This is a genomic window from Parabacteroides sp. AF19-14 (assembly GCF_003635485.1).
In the GTDB taxonomy this organism is placed as follows: Bacteria; Bacteroidota; Bacteroidia; order Bacteroidales; family Tannerellaceae; genus Parabacteroides; species Parabacteroides distasonis.
Genome location: NZ_QTMJ01000018.1, coordinates 86,950 through 104,148 on the forward strand (window position 1 = coordinate 86,950; position 17,199 = coordinate 104,148).

Consider the following 17,199-nt stretch of genomic DNA (forward strand, 5'->3'; position numbering starts at 1 on the left):
AATGAATATAAAACATTACATTTGTACAATTGACAACAACTTAAGAATATATTAACTATGAAGAAAGAAGAAATTACCGCCCTATTCGGAAAATTCGAATCCATTTCATGTGAGGTAGAAGGCATAGAATGCTGGAGTGCCAGAGAGTTACAACCCCTATTAGGATATGCCAAATGGGATAACTTTATCAATAATGTAGTGGTGAAAGCCAAAGAAGCGTGCCGGAATGCGGGAGAAAATATAGAGGATCACTTTCCCGATGTCGGGAAAGTGATTATTGTGGGGCATGGTGCTGAGCAACAAATAAATGACATCTTATTAACACGCTACGCATGCTACTTAATCGCACAAAATGGTGATAGTCGTAAACCACAAGTAGCTTTCGCTCAGACTTATTTTGCGGTACAAACCCGTAAGGCCGAGGTGATTGAACAACGCCTATTGGATTGTGAACGCTTAAAGGCCAGGGAAAAATTGAGTCAGACTGAAAAACAATTATCCGGAATCTTATACGAAAGAGGCATTGATAATAAAGGATTCGCGATTATTCGTTCTAAGGGAGATCAAGCTTTATTCAATTTAAGTACACAGATGTTGAAAAAGAGAATGAACGTCCCCACGAATAGACCTATCGCTGATTTTTTACCGACTATAAGTATAAAAGCTAAAGACCTAGCGGCTGAAATGACAAACGTAAATGTGCAAGCGAAGGATCTATATGGACAATCTCCTATTGAAAAAGAACATATTGATAATAACACCGCTGTTCGTGATATGCTATTGCAAAGGGGAATTAAGCCTGAATGGCTCTCCCCTAATGAGGATATTAAAAAGGTACAGCGTAGGATAAATAAGGATAATAAGAAAAACTTGAAGAATAAATAGAAACCATACAAAATCTTAACTATGAAATATCTATTGCTATCCCTGTTTGCGGGGGTATTTTCATTGTATGTACATGGTGTTGATAACTTACGTTTACCGGATGTTCGTAGCGTGGGAATGGGAGGGAATGTGGCGACGCAATCTATTTTATTCAATCCGGCCCTTATTGTCGATAAAGATAAAAAATCCATTCATTTAGAATACTTTAATCGGTACATGTTGAAAGAATTGGGTACGATGTCCGGTAGTTTTTATTATCCGAATCAACTATTATCCGCAGGTGTTGATATCTCTGTTTTCGGGTTTGACGGATATAGGGAGATGATGGTTCGTGTACTGGGAGGGAAACGCTTGGGGGATAAATGGGCGTTAGGGCTTGGAGTTCACTATAGTTTCTTGCAAACCGAGTTGTTGGAAAATACGAGATCCAGACTGTCAACAGATATTGGAATCACTTTCTCTCCTATTGATAAGTTGTTAATAGGAATGTTAATAATGAATTTTCCTTCTGTTTCTATAGGAGATAAAGATATTGAAATAGAAGATTTTAATTATTATTTAATTCAAATAAGTTTTCAATGGGAGATTATAAACAGTCTGTTAATTACAGGAAGTGCAGGAACGGAAAATGAAAACCTAGTTGTTGGAAACTTTGGTCTTGAATACACCGCTTTCGATTCTTTTTTTATTCGTGCCGGAATACAGACCGCTCCTCTCCTGCCCTCTTTAGGAATTGGTTATAACTTTTCTTGCTTTACGATAGATGTAGCCTCTATTTACCATCCGATTTTAGGGATGAGTACCAGTCTTGGTTTATCATTCTCTTTTTAAATGATACTTAGCTATGAAACGATTGTTTATAATCTTGTCGATAATCCTGTTGATAAATAGTTATTACGCTAATTCTCAAATAGAATATTCTGTTGATAAGTGGATGGAGTATGTAGAGGAACTAGCCTTGGAAACCGAGGATACGGAGCGTATCGAAAGTTTGTATGCCGATTTATCTTATTTAACTGAGCATCCTTTTGATTTGAATGCCGTGACGGAAGAACAACTGAAGCGATTACCTTTTCTATCCGATCGCCAAATCGAGCAGCTACTTTCCTACCGGAAACGATACGGAAATATGGTTAGCATCTATGAGTTGAAGAATATAGAGGATATCGATTTTCAGACGATATCTCTTCTCCTTCCATTTGTTTATATAGGTGATAATCTTGTTGAAAAACGGTTGCTTACGGTTAAGAACCTGTTGAAATATGGTCGTAATGAATTACAAATCAGGTATGATCAATGTTTTCAACAGAAAAAGGGATATGGTGAACAAACGGACAGCATACTTTCGTTATATCCGAATCGTAAATATAGAGGAGAACCTTTCTATCACTCCTTACGTTATTCCTATACTTTCGAGGATCGTTTACAAGCAGGCTTCGTAGCCGAGAAAGATGCGGGCGAACCTTTTTGGAACGCATATCATAAAGGATATGACTTTTATTCCGCACATCTATTCCTAAAAGATATCAACTGGTTAAAAAGCTTGGCTATAGGGGATTACAAGATGTCTTTCGGACAAGGTCTGGTGATTAGCAATGACTTTTCTCCTAGTCGTACGGCAGTAGTCGCTCAAGCGGAGCGAAGGACAAATGGCTTCCGTAGGCACTTCTCAACCAATGAACAGGATTTCTTCCGAGGGGTGGCTAGTACGATCACGATTAAAAACTTGGATATAAGTGTTTTCTATTCGTACCGGAAAATGGATGCGGCCGTAGATAGCTTGACATTCACCTCATTAAAAACGGATGGACTTCATCGTTTACAACGGGATTGGGAAAAGAGGAAAATGATAACGATGCAGGTATATGGAGGAAATATCCGCTATGCTACATCTCATTTTCATGTAGGTTTAACGGCTCTCTCCTATTCATTCGGTAAGTTTAAGATGGACCCCGATCCAAAACCTTATAATTTGTTCTATTTCAGAGGTTCCAACAATTTCAACATCGGTGTTGACTATATGTTGAAAAGTAACCGTATTAAGTTTTATGGCGAAACTGCCCTTTCGAAAAACGGAGCTATTTCTACCTTGAATGCCTTGCAGTTAACACCCGCTTCTTATATATCTTTCTTGGTATTATACCGTTATTACGACCGCCGTTATCAAGCTTTGTTTGGAAATGCTTTCTCGCAAGGCTCTACGGTTCAAAACGAGCAAGGGGTTTATATGGGATTGCAATTAACCCCGATCGCCCGCTGGAAATTATCCGTTTATGCGGACTTATTCCGTTTTCCTTGGTTGAAATACGGGATAGACGCTCCTTCCGGAGGACAGGAATATATGGCTCAGATAGATTATACCCCTAGTAGAAACTATTCAGCTTATCTTCGTTATAAATACCGGCAAAAAGAAAAGAATGGAACTTTTGAAAATGATAATTTATTGAGAATCAATTCTTATAAACAACATCGTATTCGTTTTCAACAGGTTTATAACTTTTCTTCTCCTTTTATTTTTAAGACTTCCTTAGATGGTATTCTATTCGATGATCCTATAAAGAAACTTAATAAAGGAATTATGATATCCCAAAGTATAGGCTGGAAGCCCACTACCCTACCTCTTCAAATGGATGGTTATCTAGCGTGGTTTCATACGGATGATTACAATAGCCGGGTCAGTTCGTATGAGAAGAATATATTGTATGCCTTTAATATGCCCTCTTTTTATGGGGATGGGATGCGGTTTGCCCTTACCTTTCGTCTGGATATTTGGAAACGTTTATCCTTATCCGCGAAACTGGCTCACACCCATTATTGGGACAGGGATTTGATAGGTACTGATACGGAGGAGATAAGCGGTTCTGATAAAACAGATCTTTATGCTTTGCTTCGCTGGAAATTTTAGAGTAGATTTGCGTGGGTAAAAACAAACAGCGCTATGTCTACAATTCTTTTTGATAAAATTGTATTTGGCCCGATACATAGTCGGCGCCTAGGTGTCTCTTTAGGGATGAATTTACTTCCTACAGACGGGAAATTATGCTCTTTTAATTGCATTTATTGCGAATGTGGATTGAATGAGAATCATAGGACCCATAGTAAACTGCCTACTCGTACGGAAGTGAGGGAAGCCTTAGAGCAAAAACTAAGTTCCATGAAAGCGGAAGGGATCGCTCCGGATGTAATTACGTTTGCCGGAAACGGAGAGCCTACGATACACCCGGAATTCGGTGGAATCATTGATGATACGGTCGCTATCCGGGATCGGTTTTTCCCTGACGCTAAAATCGCCGTACTTTCTAACTCTACGATGCTCCATAAAGAGGAAGTCTTTCAAGCCTTGAATAAAATAGAGGATAACATATTGAAACTGGATTCTGTATTAGACAGTCGGATTCGGCAGATAGATGTACCTAATTCTCCGGCGTTTAATTTCGAGTCTTTATTAAAACAATTATGTCGTTTTAACGGAAACTTGATTATACAGACCATGTTCTTGAAGGGGGAAGTGAATGGGAAATCGGTTAATAATATGACAGAAGAGGAGATAGCGGGCTGGATCTCCGCCTTAAAACAAATCCGTCCGAAACAAGTCATGATTTATACGATAGATAGGGAGACCCCGGTTAAAGCTTTGAAAAAAGCTACTAAAGAAGAATTAGATGCGATTGCGGAACGGGCCCGGAAGGAGGGTTTTGACGTGACGGTATCTTATTAAACTAACTAATTTAGAGAAACACAATAAGTAGTATGAGAACATTCAGTAAAAAGAAAAAATTGCCTCGACTCTTGACGCTTTGTGGAGCGGTAGCGGTCTCAGCATTGCTAGGAGGATGTGGGCAGAGCGGTGTTCCGGCGGAATCTTTCGATCGGTCGGATTATTATACCAGAGGTATCGGTTCGTATCCGGGAGATCCGGGGGAGGATTTTTCTCCTTCATTACGTCCGGATTATTCCACGTATCGTAACATAGCTCTTTTGCGTAGCGCTTACAACTCCTCCAGTTATGATTACAATCTAACGGCTCAACTGGTGACGGATGGTGTTATTAGCGATAAACAACCTCAGTATCTCGATCTCTCCACGCAAAATGGGGATATAGCTCGTCGTGAGCGTGAGTGGATGATCGATCAAGGTCCTTATTCTCGTAATGCGGTTACAGGCGAGGATGCCTATTTCCTGTTCACGCTGAATAACTGGAAAGAGAAAGCCGACAAGGTACAATTTCGTGGCAGCGTGGCTTATGACGAGAATAAGATTAAGGATGGATATGAGATTGTTTGCGAGGGATCGAATGATGGAAATACTTGGACGGAATTGGCTACCTTAAAGGGTAAAGGTATGCCGGGTAAGGCCAGCAAGTATAAGGCCCATTCAGACCCGAACAAGAATAGCTGGGATCCGGGTACGTTGCCCACCCGTATGTTGAATGAGACTTTGACATTCGATCAACCGGGTGAATATGCTTATTATCGGATGCGATTGAAAATGGAAGGTGCCGCTTATTGGGCATTCTTCGAGATGAATTTCTATAACCAAGATAAGTTGATAGATTTGCTTCCTTCCAAATTCTTTAATAGCGCTTGGATGAGTGCCACGACAGGAGAGGAGTGGGTCTATGTGGACTTGGGTAGCCAATCCGAATTCGACAAAGTAAAATTACATTGGATCAATAAAGCGATCAAGGGTAAGATTCAAGTTTCCGACGACGCTAAACAATGGGTTGACATAGCGAATCTTCCGGGTGGAGATGCTAATCTGGATGAGATCAAGCTAAAAGGAAAGGGCCGCTACGTACGGGTATGGATGGAGCAACCGGCTAATGACGGACGTTATATCTTAAGCGAGATAGAGGTGATGGGTAAAGGTGGCTTGCTTGCCCAACCGGCTGCTGCTCCGGCTGCTACAAAAGACGAGATCCGTTTATCGGGCGGAAACTGGAAAGTACAACGAGCTTCCGAGGTAACCGCTTCCGGCGAGGAAATATCGAAACCTTCTTTCTCTCCGGAAAATTGGATCGTGGCGACTGTGCCGGGAACGGTATTGAGTAGTTATAAGAATATCGGAGCTATCCCGAATCCGAATTACGCGGATAACTTGATGCAGATATCCGAGTCATTCTTCAACTCTAATTTCTGGTATAGGGATGAGTTTGAGGTACCCGAAGGATTCAAGCAAGATCGTTTGTTCTTGAATTTCGATGGTATCAACTGGAAAGCGAATGTATATTTAAACGGTAACAAGATCGGCCGTATCGAGGGAGCGTTTATCCGAGGTGTATTTGACGTTACAGACAGGGTCGTACCGGGTAAGAACGTTGTCGCGGTGGAGATCATCAAGAATGAGCATATCGGCGCTATCAAGGAGAAATGTGAGAAGAATACGGATTTCAACGGTGGTATCTTAGGCGCTGATAACCCAACCTTCCACGCTTCGATCGGTTGGGATTGGATCTCGACGATCCGTGGTCGTAATATAGGTATTTGGGATGATGTGTACTTGACTTCTACAGGCAAGGTAACGATTCAAGACCCGTTCGTACAGGTTGTATTACCGTTGCCGGATACGACTTCCGCTACCTTGACTCCGGAAGTGATCGTGAAGAACCATGATGCTGCTCCCGTGAAGGGTATATTGACAGGAAAGATCGGTGATATCACTTTCGAGCAACCGGTGGAATTGGCCGCCAACGAGGAGAAGAGCGTTGCTTTCGACCCGAATACCTTTAGCCAATTGAAGGTTCAGAATCCACGTTTGTGGTGGCCTAAAGGGTACGGATCTCCTTATTTATACGACGCTAATTTCACCTTTAAGGTAGGTGATAAGGTATCCGACTCTGAGGATTTCAAGGTAGGTATCCGACAAATGACCTTCAATGAGAATAATAGTATCTTGAGTCTCTTTATCAATGGTCGTCGTTTTATAGGCCGTGGCGGTAACTGGGGATTCGGTGAGTCTAATCTGAATTACCGGGGTCGTGAGTACGATATCGCCGTGGCTTACCATGCCGATATGAACTTTACGATGATGCGTAACTGGGTAGGACAGATTGGCGATAAAGAATTATATGAGGCTTGCGACCGTCATGGTATCATGATCTGGCAAGATTTCTGGTTGGCGAATCCTTCCGACGGACCCGATCCTTATGATCCGGAGATGTTTATCGCCAACGCAGAGGATTATGTGAAACGTTTCCGTAACCATGCCTCTATCGGTATTTATTGCGGGCGCAACGAGGGCTTCCCGCCGGAGCAGATCGACAAGGCTTTACGCCGTATCGTGAAAGAGGATCATCCGGGCTTACATTATATCTCTAGCTCGGCGGATGAGGTGGTAAGTGGCCATGGCCCGTACCGTGCGCTTCCTGTTAAAGAATACTTTAGCTTGAAGAATGGTAGTGATAAGTTCCATAGTGAGCGGGGTATGCCCAACGTGATGAATTACGAGAGCTTGGTTCGTACTTTCTCTCCGGAAGCGCTTTGGCCGCAAAACGCTCAATGGGGGCAACATGATTATACGATGGAAGGCGCCCAGTCTTGCGCTTCTTTCAACGCTATCATCGAAAAGGGCTTCGGTAAGCCGAACAACGCCAAGGAATTCGCCGATCTGGCTCAGTGGGTAAACTATGATGGTTACCGGGGTATGTTCGAATCGAGAAGCTTGAACCGTAAGGGATTATTGCTGTGGATGACGCATCCGGCATGGCCTTCTATGGTATGGCAGACTTACGATTATTATTTCGAGCCTACCGCCGCTTACTTTGGTTGCAAGAAGGCCTCCGAGCCTCTGCACATTCAATGGAATCCGGTTACGGACGAGATCGAGGTAGTGAACTATAGCGCCGGCGTACGTAATGGTTTGACGGCAAAGGCTCAAATCATCAATATGGACGGTTCTATTTCATGGGAAAACGAGGTTTCCGTGGATAGTAAGGAAGATACGACCAACAAATGTATGAAACTGGATTTCCCAGCTAGCGTATCCAGCGCTCATTTCGTCAAGTTGACGTTGACAGAGAATGGCAAGATCGTATCGGATAACTTCTATCTGCGTGGCGTAGAGGAAGGCAACTACCAAGCTTTGCGTGAGATGCCAAAGGTTACTTTACGATCCAACGTGGCAACCAATAAGGGTAATGACGGTACTTGGACCGCCACCGCTATCTTGGAGAACACTTCATCCACACCGGCTCTGATGATCCGTGTGAATGTAGTGGGCGAGAAGGATGGCGAGCAATTCCTCCCCGTTTTCTATAGCGATAACTATTTCTCATTGCTCCCGGGCGAGAAGAAAGAGATCAACATCCATTGGAAAGATGTAGATACGAGAGGCGAGACCCCGAAGGTGGTTATCTCCGGTTATAACGTAGAGTAATAGATAGATTAATCCTCTAGGTCAAAAGATTTTGATCTAGGGGATTTTTTATATCCAAATGCATACCTTTGTGAAAATTTTATCTTTAACTACATGTGAGAATTGAATATGAATTTGAAGGAATATCTTAATAAACCTATGTACGCTATAGATAGACCATGGGTGATCGTTCTGTTAAACTCGATGGTAGTGGCGTTAATACTCGCTATTTTCGAGCCTTTTCACTATCGGCTAAATAGCGTGATACAGTTTTGGGTATTATGGTGTTTCGTAGGCTTGACATTTATATTCTCTGTTGTCGCTTTTGTCTTGTTTCCTAAATTATTCAAACGTTTTTATGATCCTGAACGATGGACTATTGGTAAAAACTTACTACATTGTTCCTGCTTTTTGTTATTTTTGGGACTCGCTTGTTTCATTTATGACTATTACTTCTTGATGCGAATGGACTTTTGGAGTGATTTAGATACGACTATTTTTTATAAAATGTTGCTTATAGATGTGTCAGCGGCGATCACGATTGTTATTATTCCCCTTATTTTCGGATTTTTCATTATAGAGAATAATGCTTTGAAACGTAATTTGCAAGAAGCGAAAAGGATGAATAAACTATTATCCGAACGAAATATACAAGAAGAGAAAGGGGGTGATGCCATAACCCTGTCCGGCGATACAAAAGAATCGATTTGCGTACTTCCGGATAATATTATGTATATGGAATCTTCTGGTAATTATGTAGATGTCTGTTATAGAGAGGAAGGGAATATGAAGCATAAACTTCTCCGTTCCACGATCAAGCAAATGGATGAGATGATGGAGAAATATGGTTGTTTTGTCCGTTGTCACCGGGCTTATATCGTAAACGTGAATAAAATCATGAACATAAACGGTAATGCGCAAGGCTACCGTTTGAATTTGGAGGATACACAACAAGAGATTCCTGTCTCACGTACCTATCTAAAAGACTTTAAGAGTTTTCTTAATAAGGAAAACTAGGTTGTATTTTATCCCTAAAACTTGTGATAAGGCACAGATTTCCATGTTTTATCACCAAATCTTGACATCTATCCCTATTGTTTGACTGGCTTTTTTACCCACTTTATATTTGCTGAAAAATCAATTGCAAAAATAATCAGCGATATGGAAAAGTCAGTAGTAAAAAAGATTCTTATTAATGTTATGTTGTTATTATTTGTGGCTGTCAATGGATCGGCGCAATTTATCACCGGCTCAATTACGGATCGTCAGGGTTTACCCGTGGAATTTGCTAATATAGTATTGTTATCTGTTCCGGATTCTTCTTTCCTTCAAGGTACGGTTAGTGATGAGAGTGGTAGTTTTCGCATTCAAACAGGAGATTCTATATCTATACGAACTTATGTGATCAAAGTATCTTCGATCGGTTATCAAACCATCTACCGAGATACACGAGCCGGTAATATGGAAAATATCGTTTTGTCGGATGAGGCGATCTTGTTGGATGAGGCCGTTGTCATAGGGAAACGACCGGATTTCCAGATCAAAGACGGTACCTTGACAACCCGCATAGAAAACAGCCTGCTAAGCAAATCCGGGACAGCGAACGACGTATTGAAGTATATTCCCGGCATACAAGGCAAAGAGGGGGAGTTTCAGGTGTTCGGTAAAGGTATTCCTGTTATATATATCAATGGACGTGAAGTAAGGGATCTCTCCGAACTGGATCGTCTTAGCTCTTCTGAGATTCGTCAAATAGAGGTGATTACTAATCCGGGATCACGTTATGGGGCGGAAGTGAAATCGGTTATCCGTATTAAGACTATAAAGCGTGAAGGTGAAGGGATGAGCTTTGAGGCTCGCTCTACTTGGGGACAGTCGCAAAACACGGATTTTACGGAACAATTGAATTTAAACTACCGTCATAATAATCTGGATGTATTTGCTATGTTTCAATATGTGCATAACAACTATTTGCTCATCAATAATGTAAGTCAGCAAGTATATGTCGATACGCTTTGGCGGCAAGAGAATCGGATGGAGCAGCATTCATTGGATAATGATTACCGGGGAGAGCTGGGAGTGAATTATCAAGTTAACGATAACCATTCTTTGGGTGTCCGTTATATAATGTCTGCCTCTCCAGAAAATAAAATAGGGGGACAAACAGAAAGTCGGATTGATGCCAATGATGATTTCTATGACTATTTATTGAGCGAGAGTTATAGTACGACCGTGAAACATCCAGCTCACCAAATCAACGTTTATTATTCGGGAGCCGTAGGGAAGCTTTCTTTGGATTTCAATGCGGATATGCTAAGGAGCGAAGCGAGGACAGGAAATGAGGTAATAGAAAACAGTCAAGAGCAAGAAAGTCGTATCGTGACCTCCACTAATAATGTGGACAATAAGTTATACGCCGCTAAATTGATTGCTTCCTATCCATTAGCAGGTGGTAATTTGAGCCTAGGCTCGGAGTTTACCAGTACCCGCCGTACAGACTTATTTACTAATCCACAGGAAATCCTTCCTACAACCGATAGCCATATCCGGGAAGATCGTGCGGGAGCTTTCGCTGAATATAGTAAGTTTATCCGTATCGCCTACCTAAATATGGGTTTGCGTTATGAACATGTTTCAACAGAACGTTCCTATGATAATTTTTTTCCAAATGTCTCGTTATCCACGCAAATAGGAAAACTACAAACCCAACTTGGTTATACGACGAAAACGAAACGCCCTACTTACGCTCAATTGTCAAGTAATATGAACTATATCAATCGGTTTACCTATATGAACGGTAATCCGGCGTTAAAACCTACAAACCTACACGATATCACTTTATCAGGCAGTTATGATTGGTTTCAATTTATGTTGAGCTACCAGAGAGAAAAAGACGTTATTCTTTATATGACGGATCAATATGAGAAAAATCCCGCTATAACGATCATTACGCATCGTAATTATGACCGGATTGATAACGTATCGGTGTTTTTGATAGCGTCTCCTATTATAAAGAAGTGGCATCCTCAACTCACGATAGGTTTACAGAAACAATGGATGGATATTGAGCATAATAGTAGGATGCTTTCTATGGATAGACCGTTGTTTATCGGCCGGTTTAACAATGGAATTCAATTTCCTTATGGATGGACACTACATGTAGATTTGTTTTTTCAGGGTAAAGGTGATTTCCAAAATATTTATATCAACAAGAACGTGTTTATGATGGATGCCTCGCTCACTAAGTCTTTCTTTGATGACCGTCTTTCCTTTAATCTACAAGGTATTGATCTTACGCATGGGCGTAAAGATGGCAACGTGATTTATAACAAACACATGGATCTGACGGTGAATAATGTAACCGATAGCCGTGAGGTACGACTGACCGTTCGCTATAAGTTTAATACGACCAAAAATAAGTATAAGGGAAAAGGAGCCGCTGAGGAGGAAATAAGAAGGCTCTAAGAAACCCGTCTCTATGGGGTATTTCTCATTTATATAGTAGCCTCGATCACTACGAGGCTACTATATGAATATTGCTTTTATAGCTTTATATAAATCTTCTTCTTATACAAGAAATATCCCGGTATCCAGTTTAATACCACGAAGAAGATAGCCCAAGCCAGCGATCCTCCGAAATCGCCGAATACCGGCCTGAACAGATCCATATACATAAAGGCGGAGATACCGCTCATCCCCAGCAATACGGCCAATATATCCCCTTGTACATACAGATACAACGGGTTGATACCGAACGACTCAAAGAATAACGTCCATTTCTTCTTCCCGTTTATATCGATGATCCAGATTAATAAAGCGAGGAATAAGGAGGCGAATCCGCAAGTTACCAAGACGAACGTGCTACTCCATATCTTCTTATTGATCGGGCAGCCGTAACTTAGTAAGAAACCGACAAAAAGAATAATCGTACCGAAAATGAAGATATTACGGATAATCAACTCATTGTTCTTTTTACAATCCTGTATTACCTTTCCTACGTAGAAACCGAGTAATACATGCGCTATACTACCGATGCAGCTCAAGAGCCCTTCCGGATCAAAGGCGATCCGTGTACCATCTGCCATATCATCGTGATACATATGCGATGTACCGAATAAAGTTCTGTCCACGATCGCTATAATGCTATTCTCCGACATTTCCATACTATGCGTGAAACCTAGTAATGCCCAGTAAAATATCAATATACCAGCGGCTACCTGCAAAATATACTTATGATTAATCGCTAATCCTATCAACGACCCGAAGCCGTATGCCAGCGCCAACCTTTGCATCACCCCAAAGATACGTAAATTCTGGAAATCGGTAAATCCATTGTAGCAAACATGCCCGAACAGATTCAGCCCTAATCCCACGAGGAATATCAATACCGTGCGTCTCAATACTTTCGTAACGCTTTCTTTCGACAGCTTGAAGTTATATTTCCGAAGTGAGAAAAACATGGAGACCCCCATGATGAACATAAAGAACGGAAATACCAAATCGGTGGGAGTGAGGCCGTTCCAACGTGCATGCTCTAAAGGCGTATATACATACTTCCATGACCCGGGGTTGTTTACCAAAATCATCCCCGCGATCGTAATTCCCCTCATCACGTCGAGGGATAGCAATCTTCCGGATTGTTGTGCCATATTGATAGTAGATTAAAAAGTTACCAATGAAAGTCCAAAGATAATGGAATTTCCTACAATATCCCTGCCTTCGGGAATACTGTTTTTAGTATATTGAAAATCAGATGTATAAAAACATGTACATGTTTTCGGAAAAACACGTACGTCTTTTTTCGGAAACACGTACGAGAATTTATGAAAACACGTACGTGTTTTTCCAAAAAGATGATGGAGATATCCAAGCGATAAGAATTTTATACAATAAGCCTAATAATCAATTATTCTTTAAGGTTTGATGAAAAATATGCCTATCTTGCGCATAGAATCTAAAGATAGGAACCGATGAGGCATTTGCTTATTCTGATATTACTATTATCCACGCTCTCTTTTATAGGTTGTAAAGATGAGAGCGAGGCTACATATCTAATTGATCGTGCGGAATCCTTGTTGAAATCCGATCCGGATAGTTCCCTTATCCTATTAGATAGCATAGCCGTGCCCGATAATTTGAGTGATAAATTATTGGCTCGTTGGTGTATGCTATCCGGTAAAGTGGCGGACACGTTATATACGGATCTGCCCTACGTACAGCAATTGCGGCGTGCGCAAGCCTATTACGAGTCGCACGGAACGGGGCAGGAGCAAGCGAGGATCGGTTTGTACTTGGGGCGTTCGTATGTGGAGGATAAGGATAACGAGCTGGCTATGAAGGCTTATTTACAGGCGTTGGATATCGCTTTACGTTGTCATGACTATAATCAAGCCGGGTATATTTGTAGCTATATGGGAGACTTGTATCATTTTGACGGTGACTATTTATTAGGAAAAGATAAATATAAAAAAGCGGAACAGTACTTTCGAAAGGTCGGAAATATGCGGAGCGCAGCTTTCGCTTTGCGAGATGTGGGACGTATGTATGTTTTTGCGGATTCGTCAGAGGTCGGGTTGAGATATTTGCTAGAAGCTGATACTATTATAGCGGAACTAGGGGATTCTTCTGATATAGGATATATATCCAATGGGATAGGAAATGTTTATAGTGTGTTAGGCAATATAGAACTCGCTAAGCAATACTTATGGAAATCAATAAATGTTTCTGAATTGGATAATGCTCCAGACTATTCCGCTTTAGCCGGTGTCTATATAGAAGAAGGAGATTTCAAGAATGCTCGCCTATGTTTAGAGCAAGCGAACATCATACCAACCCTAAATGAAAATACGCATATCTCCATAATTTATAATTATTATGAACTGGAAAAAGCAGAAGGTAATATAGAAAATGCTTTAACCTATTTAGAGCAATATAATGAAGCCGCAGATTCTATCTTAGCATTACAAAATAAAGCGAATATCGTAAAGACAGAAAAAGCGTATAATCATTTAAAAATATCGTTAGAAAATACCCAATTAAAGATGGATAAACAATGGACTTTTATACTTCTTGTTACTTCTATTACTGTTTGTCTATTATTGTTATTCGTTTATCAGTTGCAAATGAATAAGAAAAATAAGAGAATATATGTCCAGCAAATCGATATTGAGCAAAAGAATATTGAATTATTGAAACTGCAGAATAGCTTGAATATAAAACAACTTGAGCTTCAGGATTTATTCGATAAGTTATCAAAAGAAGATGAATTGCTCAATATATCTTATTCTAGAGCGAAGTTAGAGGAGCGATATGAACGAACGAAACAAGAAGAAAAATCCATTATCCAGAGAATCGCAGAACAGCGTAATAATCTGTTTTTATCATCTATGATAGCAAGGAAAGTGATTAAACTATCCCAAAAAGTAATTCCTGGTACGACAAAATCCCCTCTTTCAGAAAAATATTGGCGAAATATTATTACTCAAGCAAATGAGGTCTACCCATCTTTAGAAAAGAAATTCTCTGAGTTCAATATGACTCTTGCGGATTTACGCTATTGTTATTTAGTTTTATTTCATTTAGATACGATCAGTGAGGCTATTCTATTAAACATTCAGCCGGATTCTGTAAATAAGCGTCGCCAACGTGTACGTCAGAAGCTAGGAATTATAGGGGAGGAGCTAGATTTGTATACCTATATTATTAATATGATGTAACTTTTTGTTTATTAGATAGATATATGTATATATCCATGAAATGTTTGTCCTATTCATGAATTTATAATTTATTAATTATCAGTAAATTATAAATTGAGTTTGTCCGTCACTTATTAGCCCTTTTTCTTTGTTATTCGAGCTATTAGCCTGTTCTTCGCATCCAAATCAAAAAATGAGATGAGAAATGAAATTATTTAAATTTTTATTTGTAGTAATGGCTTTGTTAAGTGCTATTCCCTGTTTTGGTAGGCGGGTTCACTTAGATGGTAACTGGAAGCATTCAAAAAAATCTATTCTCGTAGATTTGCCTATGGACGCTTCTATTGAAGAAGCTAGTGGAGAACTGATAGTGAACTTCCATGAAAATGTAGGTAATGTGCGTGTTATCGTTACTAGTTCTACGGGAGAAGTGATCTATAATGAAATGGTACAAACGAGTACTATGCCATCTTTAGTAATACCTTTAAAAGATCAAGAAAAAGGTGTGTTGCAAATAGCAGATAATTTTAATCATTTATATGGTGAGTTTTAATAACTAAATAATTTATTGCCATGAAGTTTATTAATTTATTGTTTATTATTGGTGTTATAGGATTAATTATGTCCTGTAGTAGTGATGAACTTGATTCACAATTTCAAGAAAAAGGTGTTATTTCTACCAAATCTTTGGATAAAAAAACTTTTGATTTATCCGAGATAGCTCATTTAATAGCAACTATGGATTTTACGGAAGGAGTTATGAATGAAGTAAAATCAGGAGTAGAACATTCTTTATATTATGGTCAAGATGAGACATATAGATTTAGAGATATGATCTATTGTGATTCTAGTAAAATCTATAGAAAAAGTACATCTATTCTTATTGATCAAATAAAAAATATGAATGTAGTAGATATAGATAAAGATAATTTATTTAGTTATTTATCTGATAATGATATTCAAATATATTGGCCTTACTCAAAAAAATGGGATGGAAAAAGTAAACCAATCGTGACATTTTGTTATGAAAATGAAGCAAAAAATATTGGCTATAATGTTGTATATAAATCTGACGGTATATGTGTTTTAGATTCAGTTGTAGTAGACGAAGATTTTATAAAGGATCATACTGTTTGGGTTATTAATAAAAATAGTACTTCATATGAGGATTTACCATTTTTTGAAAATGGAGAATATTCTAAAAATGGGATTTTTTATCATAGTGATATAGCGATGGATTCATTAAATATACTAAGATCTGGGCCTGTAGTTATCACTCCTTCTGTATATATAGGAACTATAAACTGTTTAACAACACAAGATGGAGGATTAGCTGGTGGTCCAGAATTAAAGTTTTCGTGGGGAAGTATTTCTTCTCCAATGATGAGTAATACTTCACCTACTACAGGACTTAGTACTTTTCATAAAAGTTTAACAAAAGCAGAAGTAGGACAAAATATTCAAATAAATTATTGTATTCAACCTGGCTGGGGAGAATTAAGTGATACAAATTGTTTATTAATAACAGAAAGAGATGGTGGTTCCAGTAAAACATTGTCAAGGCTATTAACATGTACTTCATTTATTAATTTTAAGAAAGTTACTGCATATGTTTCTATACCTTATGAATCTAATGATGATATATTATTTGATAAAATATTGGAAAGAAGCTTTATCTTTAGCAAAGATAATAAACCATTTGGACAATGGTTTCAATATCAAGGTGATAATTTTCTTTTCACTTTACCTACTATTCCTGAACCATAAATATAAGCTAATTATATAGGAGAGTCTACTTACGGGTAGACTTTTCTCGTTCTATATAATATTAGAGAGGGTTAATCGTTTTTTGTTATGTAATGTAATACTTTGTAAATCATGAAAAAGTTGTTTGTTCTGTTAATATTGCTTTTATCTTTTGGTCAATCGCAGGCCGCTGATATAGAAGCTCGTACCGGAATACTAGGAGGAGATGGATGGGGGCTTCAGACGGGGGCGTATATAAACTTTCCACAATCACGGTTGTTTTCTATACAAACGGGATTGTTGCTGCATACCGCAGGGAATTCGTTTTCATATGGAGATGATTGGAATATTGATTTTTTTGTACCCGTGTATGCTTCTTTTCATATTCCGTTGAGCGATAAAGTGAATCTCCGATTAAATGCGGGTGTTTACACCGGTACCGGTGAATATTGGAATCTGGGAGCTACGGCGGCGGCCGATATAGAGGTAAAAAGATTTTATGTGGGAGTGAACTATTTCC

Annotated in this window: 12 protein-coding genes; 11 read left to right on the forward strand and 1 reads right to left on the reverse strand. The window is 39.4% G+C overall.

What is annotated here, in order from left to right; translation table 11 throughout:
- Positions 1 to 57: 57 nt before the first annotated feature.
- From dinD to DWX33_RS16675, 7 genes are all read left to right on the forward strand, one after another.
- Positions 58 to 885, forward strand: coding sequence for a DNA damage-inducible protein D (dinD, locus tag DWX33_RS16645; protein WP_122380701.1), 828 nt, complete (start codon positions 58 to 60; stop codon positions 883 to 885).
- Between the two features lie 21 nt (positions 886 to 906).
- Entirely contained in the window at positions 907 to 1,716 is an 810-nt protein-coding gene (locus DWX33_RS16650) for a hypothetical protein (protein ID WP_122380702.1), read from the forward strand.
- Between the two features lie 13 nt (positions 1,717 to 1,729).
- Positions 1,730 to 3,790 (forward strand): helix-hairpin-helix domain-containing protein, encoded by a 2,061-nt coding sequence (locus DWX33_RS16655; RefSeq protein ID WP_009016542.1) that lies wholly within the window; start codon positions 1,730 to 1,732, stop codon positions 3,788 to 3,790.
- 33 nt (positions 3,791 to 3,823) lie between these two features.
- On the forward strand, positions 3,824 to 4,603 hold the full coding sequence (locus tag DWX33_RS16660) for a radical SAM protein (RefSeq protein ID WP_009016543.1): 780 nt from the start codon (positions 3,824 to 3,826) through the stop codon (positions 4,601 to 4,603).
- 32 nt (positions 4,604 to 4,635) lie between these two features.
- Positions 4,636 to 8,259, forward strand: coding sequence for a discoidin domain-containing protein (locus DWX33_RS16665; RefSeq protein WP_122380703.1), 3,624 nt, complete (start codon positions 4,636 to 4,638; stop codon positions 8,257 to 8,259).
- Between the two features lie 138 nt (positions 8,260 to 8,397).
- The gene (locus DWX33_RS16670; RefSeq protein ID WP_227713825.1) at positions 8,398 to 9,255 is read left to right on the forward strand and encodes a LytTR family DNA-binding domain-containing protein; all 858 of its coding nucleotides are present in this window, start codon (positions 8,398 to 8,400) and stop codon (positions 9,253 to 9,255) included.
- 144 nt (positions 9,256 to 9,399) lie between these two features.
- Complete coding sequence (locus tag DWX33_RS16675; protein WP_122377432.1) at positions 9,400 to 11,703, forward strand: outer membrane beta-barrel family protein; 2,304 nt, start codon at positions 9,400 to 9,402, stop codon at positions 11,701 to 11,703.
- Positions 11,704 to 11,780: 77 nt separating this feature from the next.
- Here the strand turns inward: DWX33_RS16675 and DWX33_RS16680 are convergent, their stop codons facing one another.
- Entirely contained in the window at positions 11,781 to 12,887 is a 1,107-nt protein-coding gene (locus DWX33_RS16680; protein WP_122380704.1) for an acyltransferase family protein, read from the reverse strand.
- 474 nt (positions 12,888 to 13,361) lie between these two features.
- Between DWX33_RS16680 and DWX33_RS16685 the strand changes: the two genes are divergently transcribed.
- The 4 genes from DWX33_RS16685 to DWX33_RS16700 all read left to right on the forward strand — a co-directional run.
- On the forward strand, positions 13,362 to 14,954 hold the full coding sequence (locus tag DWX33_RS16685; RefSeq protein ID WP_233570198.1) for a lipopolysaccharide assembly protein LapB: 1,593 nt from the start codon (positions 13,362 to 13,364) through the stop codon (positions 14,952 to 14,954).
- Positions 14,955 to 15,138: 184 nt separating this feature from the next.
- A complete protein-coding gene (locus DWX33_RS16690) occupies positions 15,139 to 15,486 on the forward strand; it encodes a DUF3244 domain-containing protein (RefSeq protein WP_122380706.1) in 348 nt (115 codons plus the stop codon).
- Between the two features lie 20 nt (positions 15,487 to 15,506).
- Positions 15,507 to 16,700, forward strand: a complete 1,194-nt coding sequence (locus DWX33_RS16695; protein WP_122380707.1) for a hypothetical protein — start codon at positions 15,507 to 15,509, stop codon at positions 16,698 to 16,700.
- A 111-nt stretch (positions 16,701 to 16,811) separates the two neighbouring features.
- On the forward strand, positions 16,812 to 17,199 hold a 388-nt coding region (locus DWX33_RS16700), incomplete at its 3' end, for a hypothetical protein (RefSeq protein ID WP_122380708.1).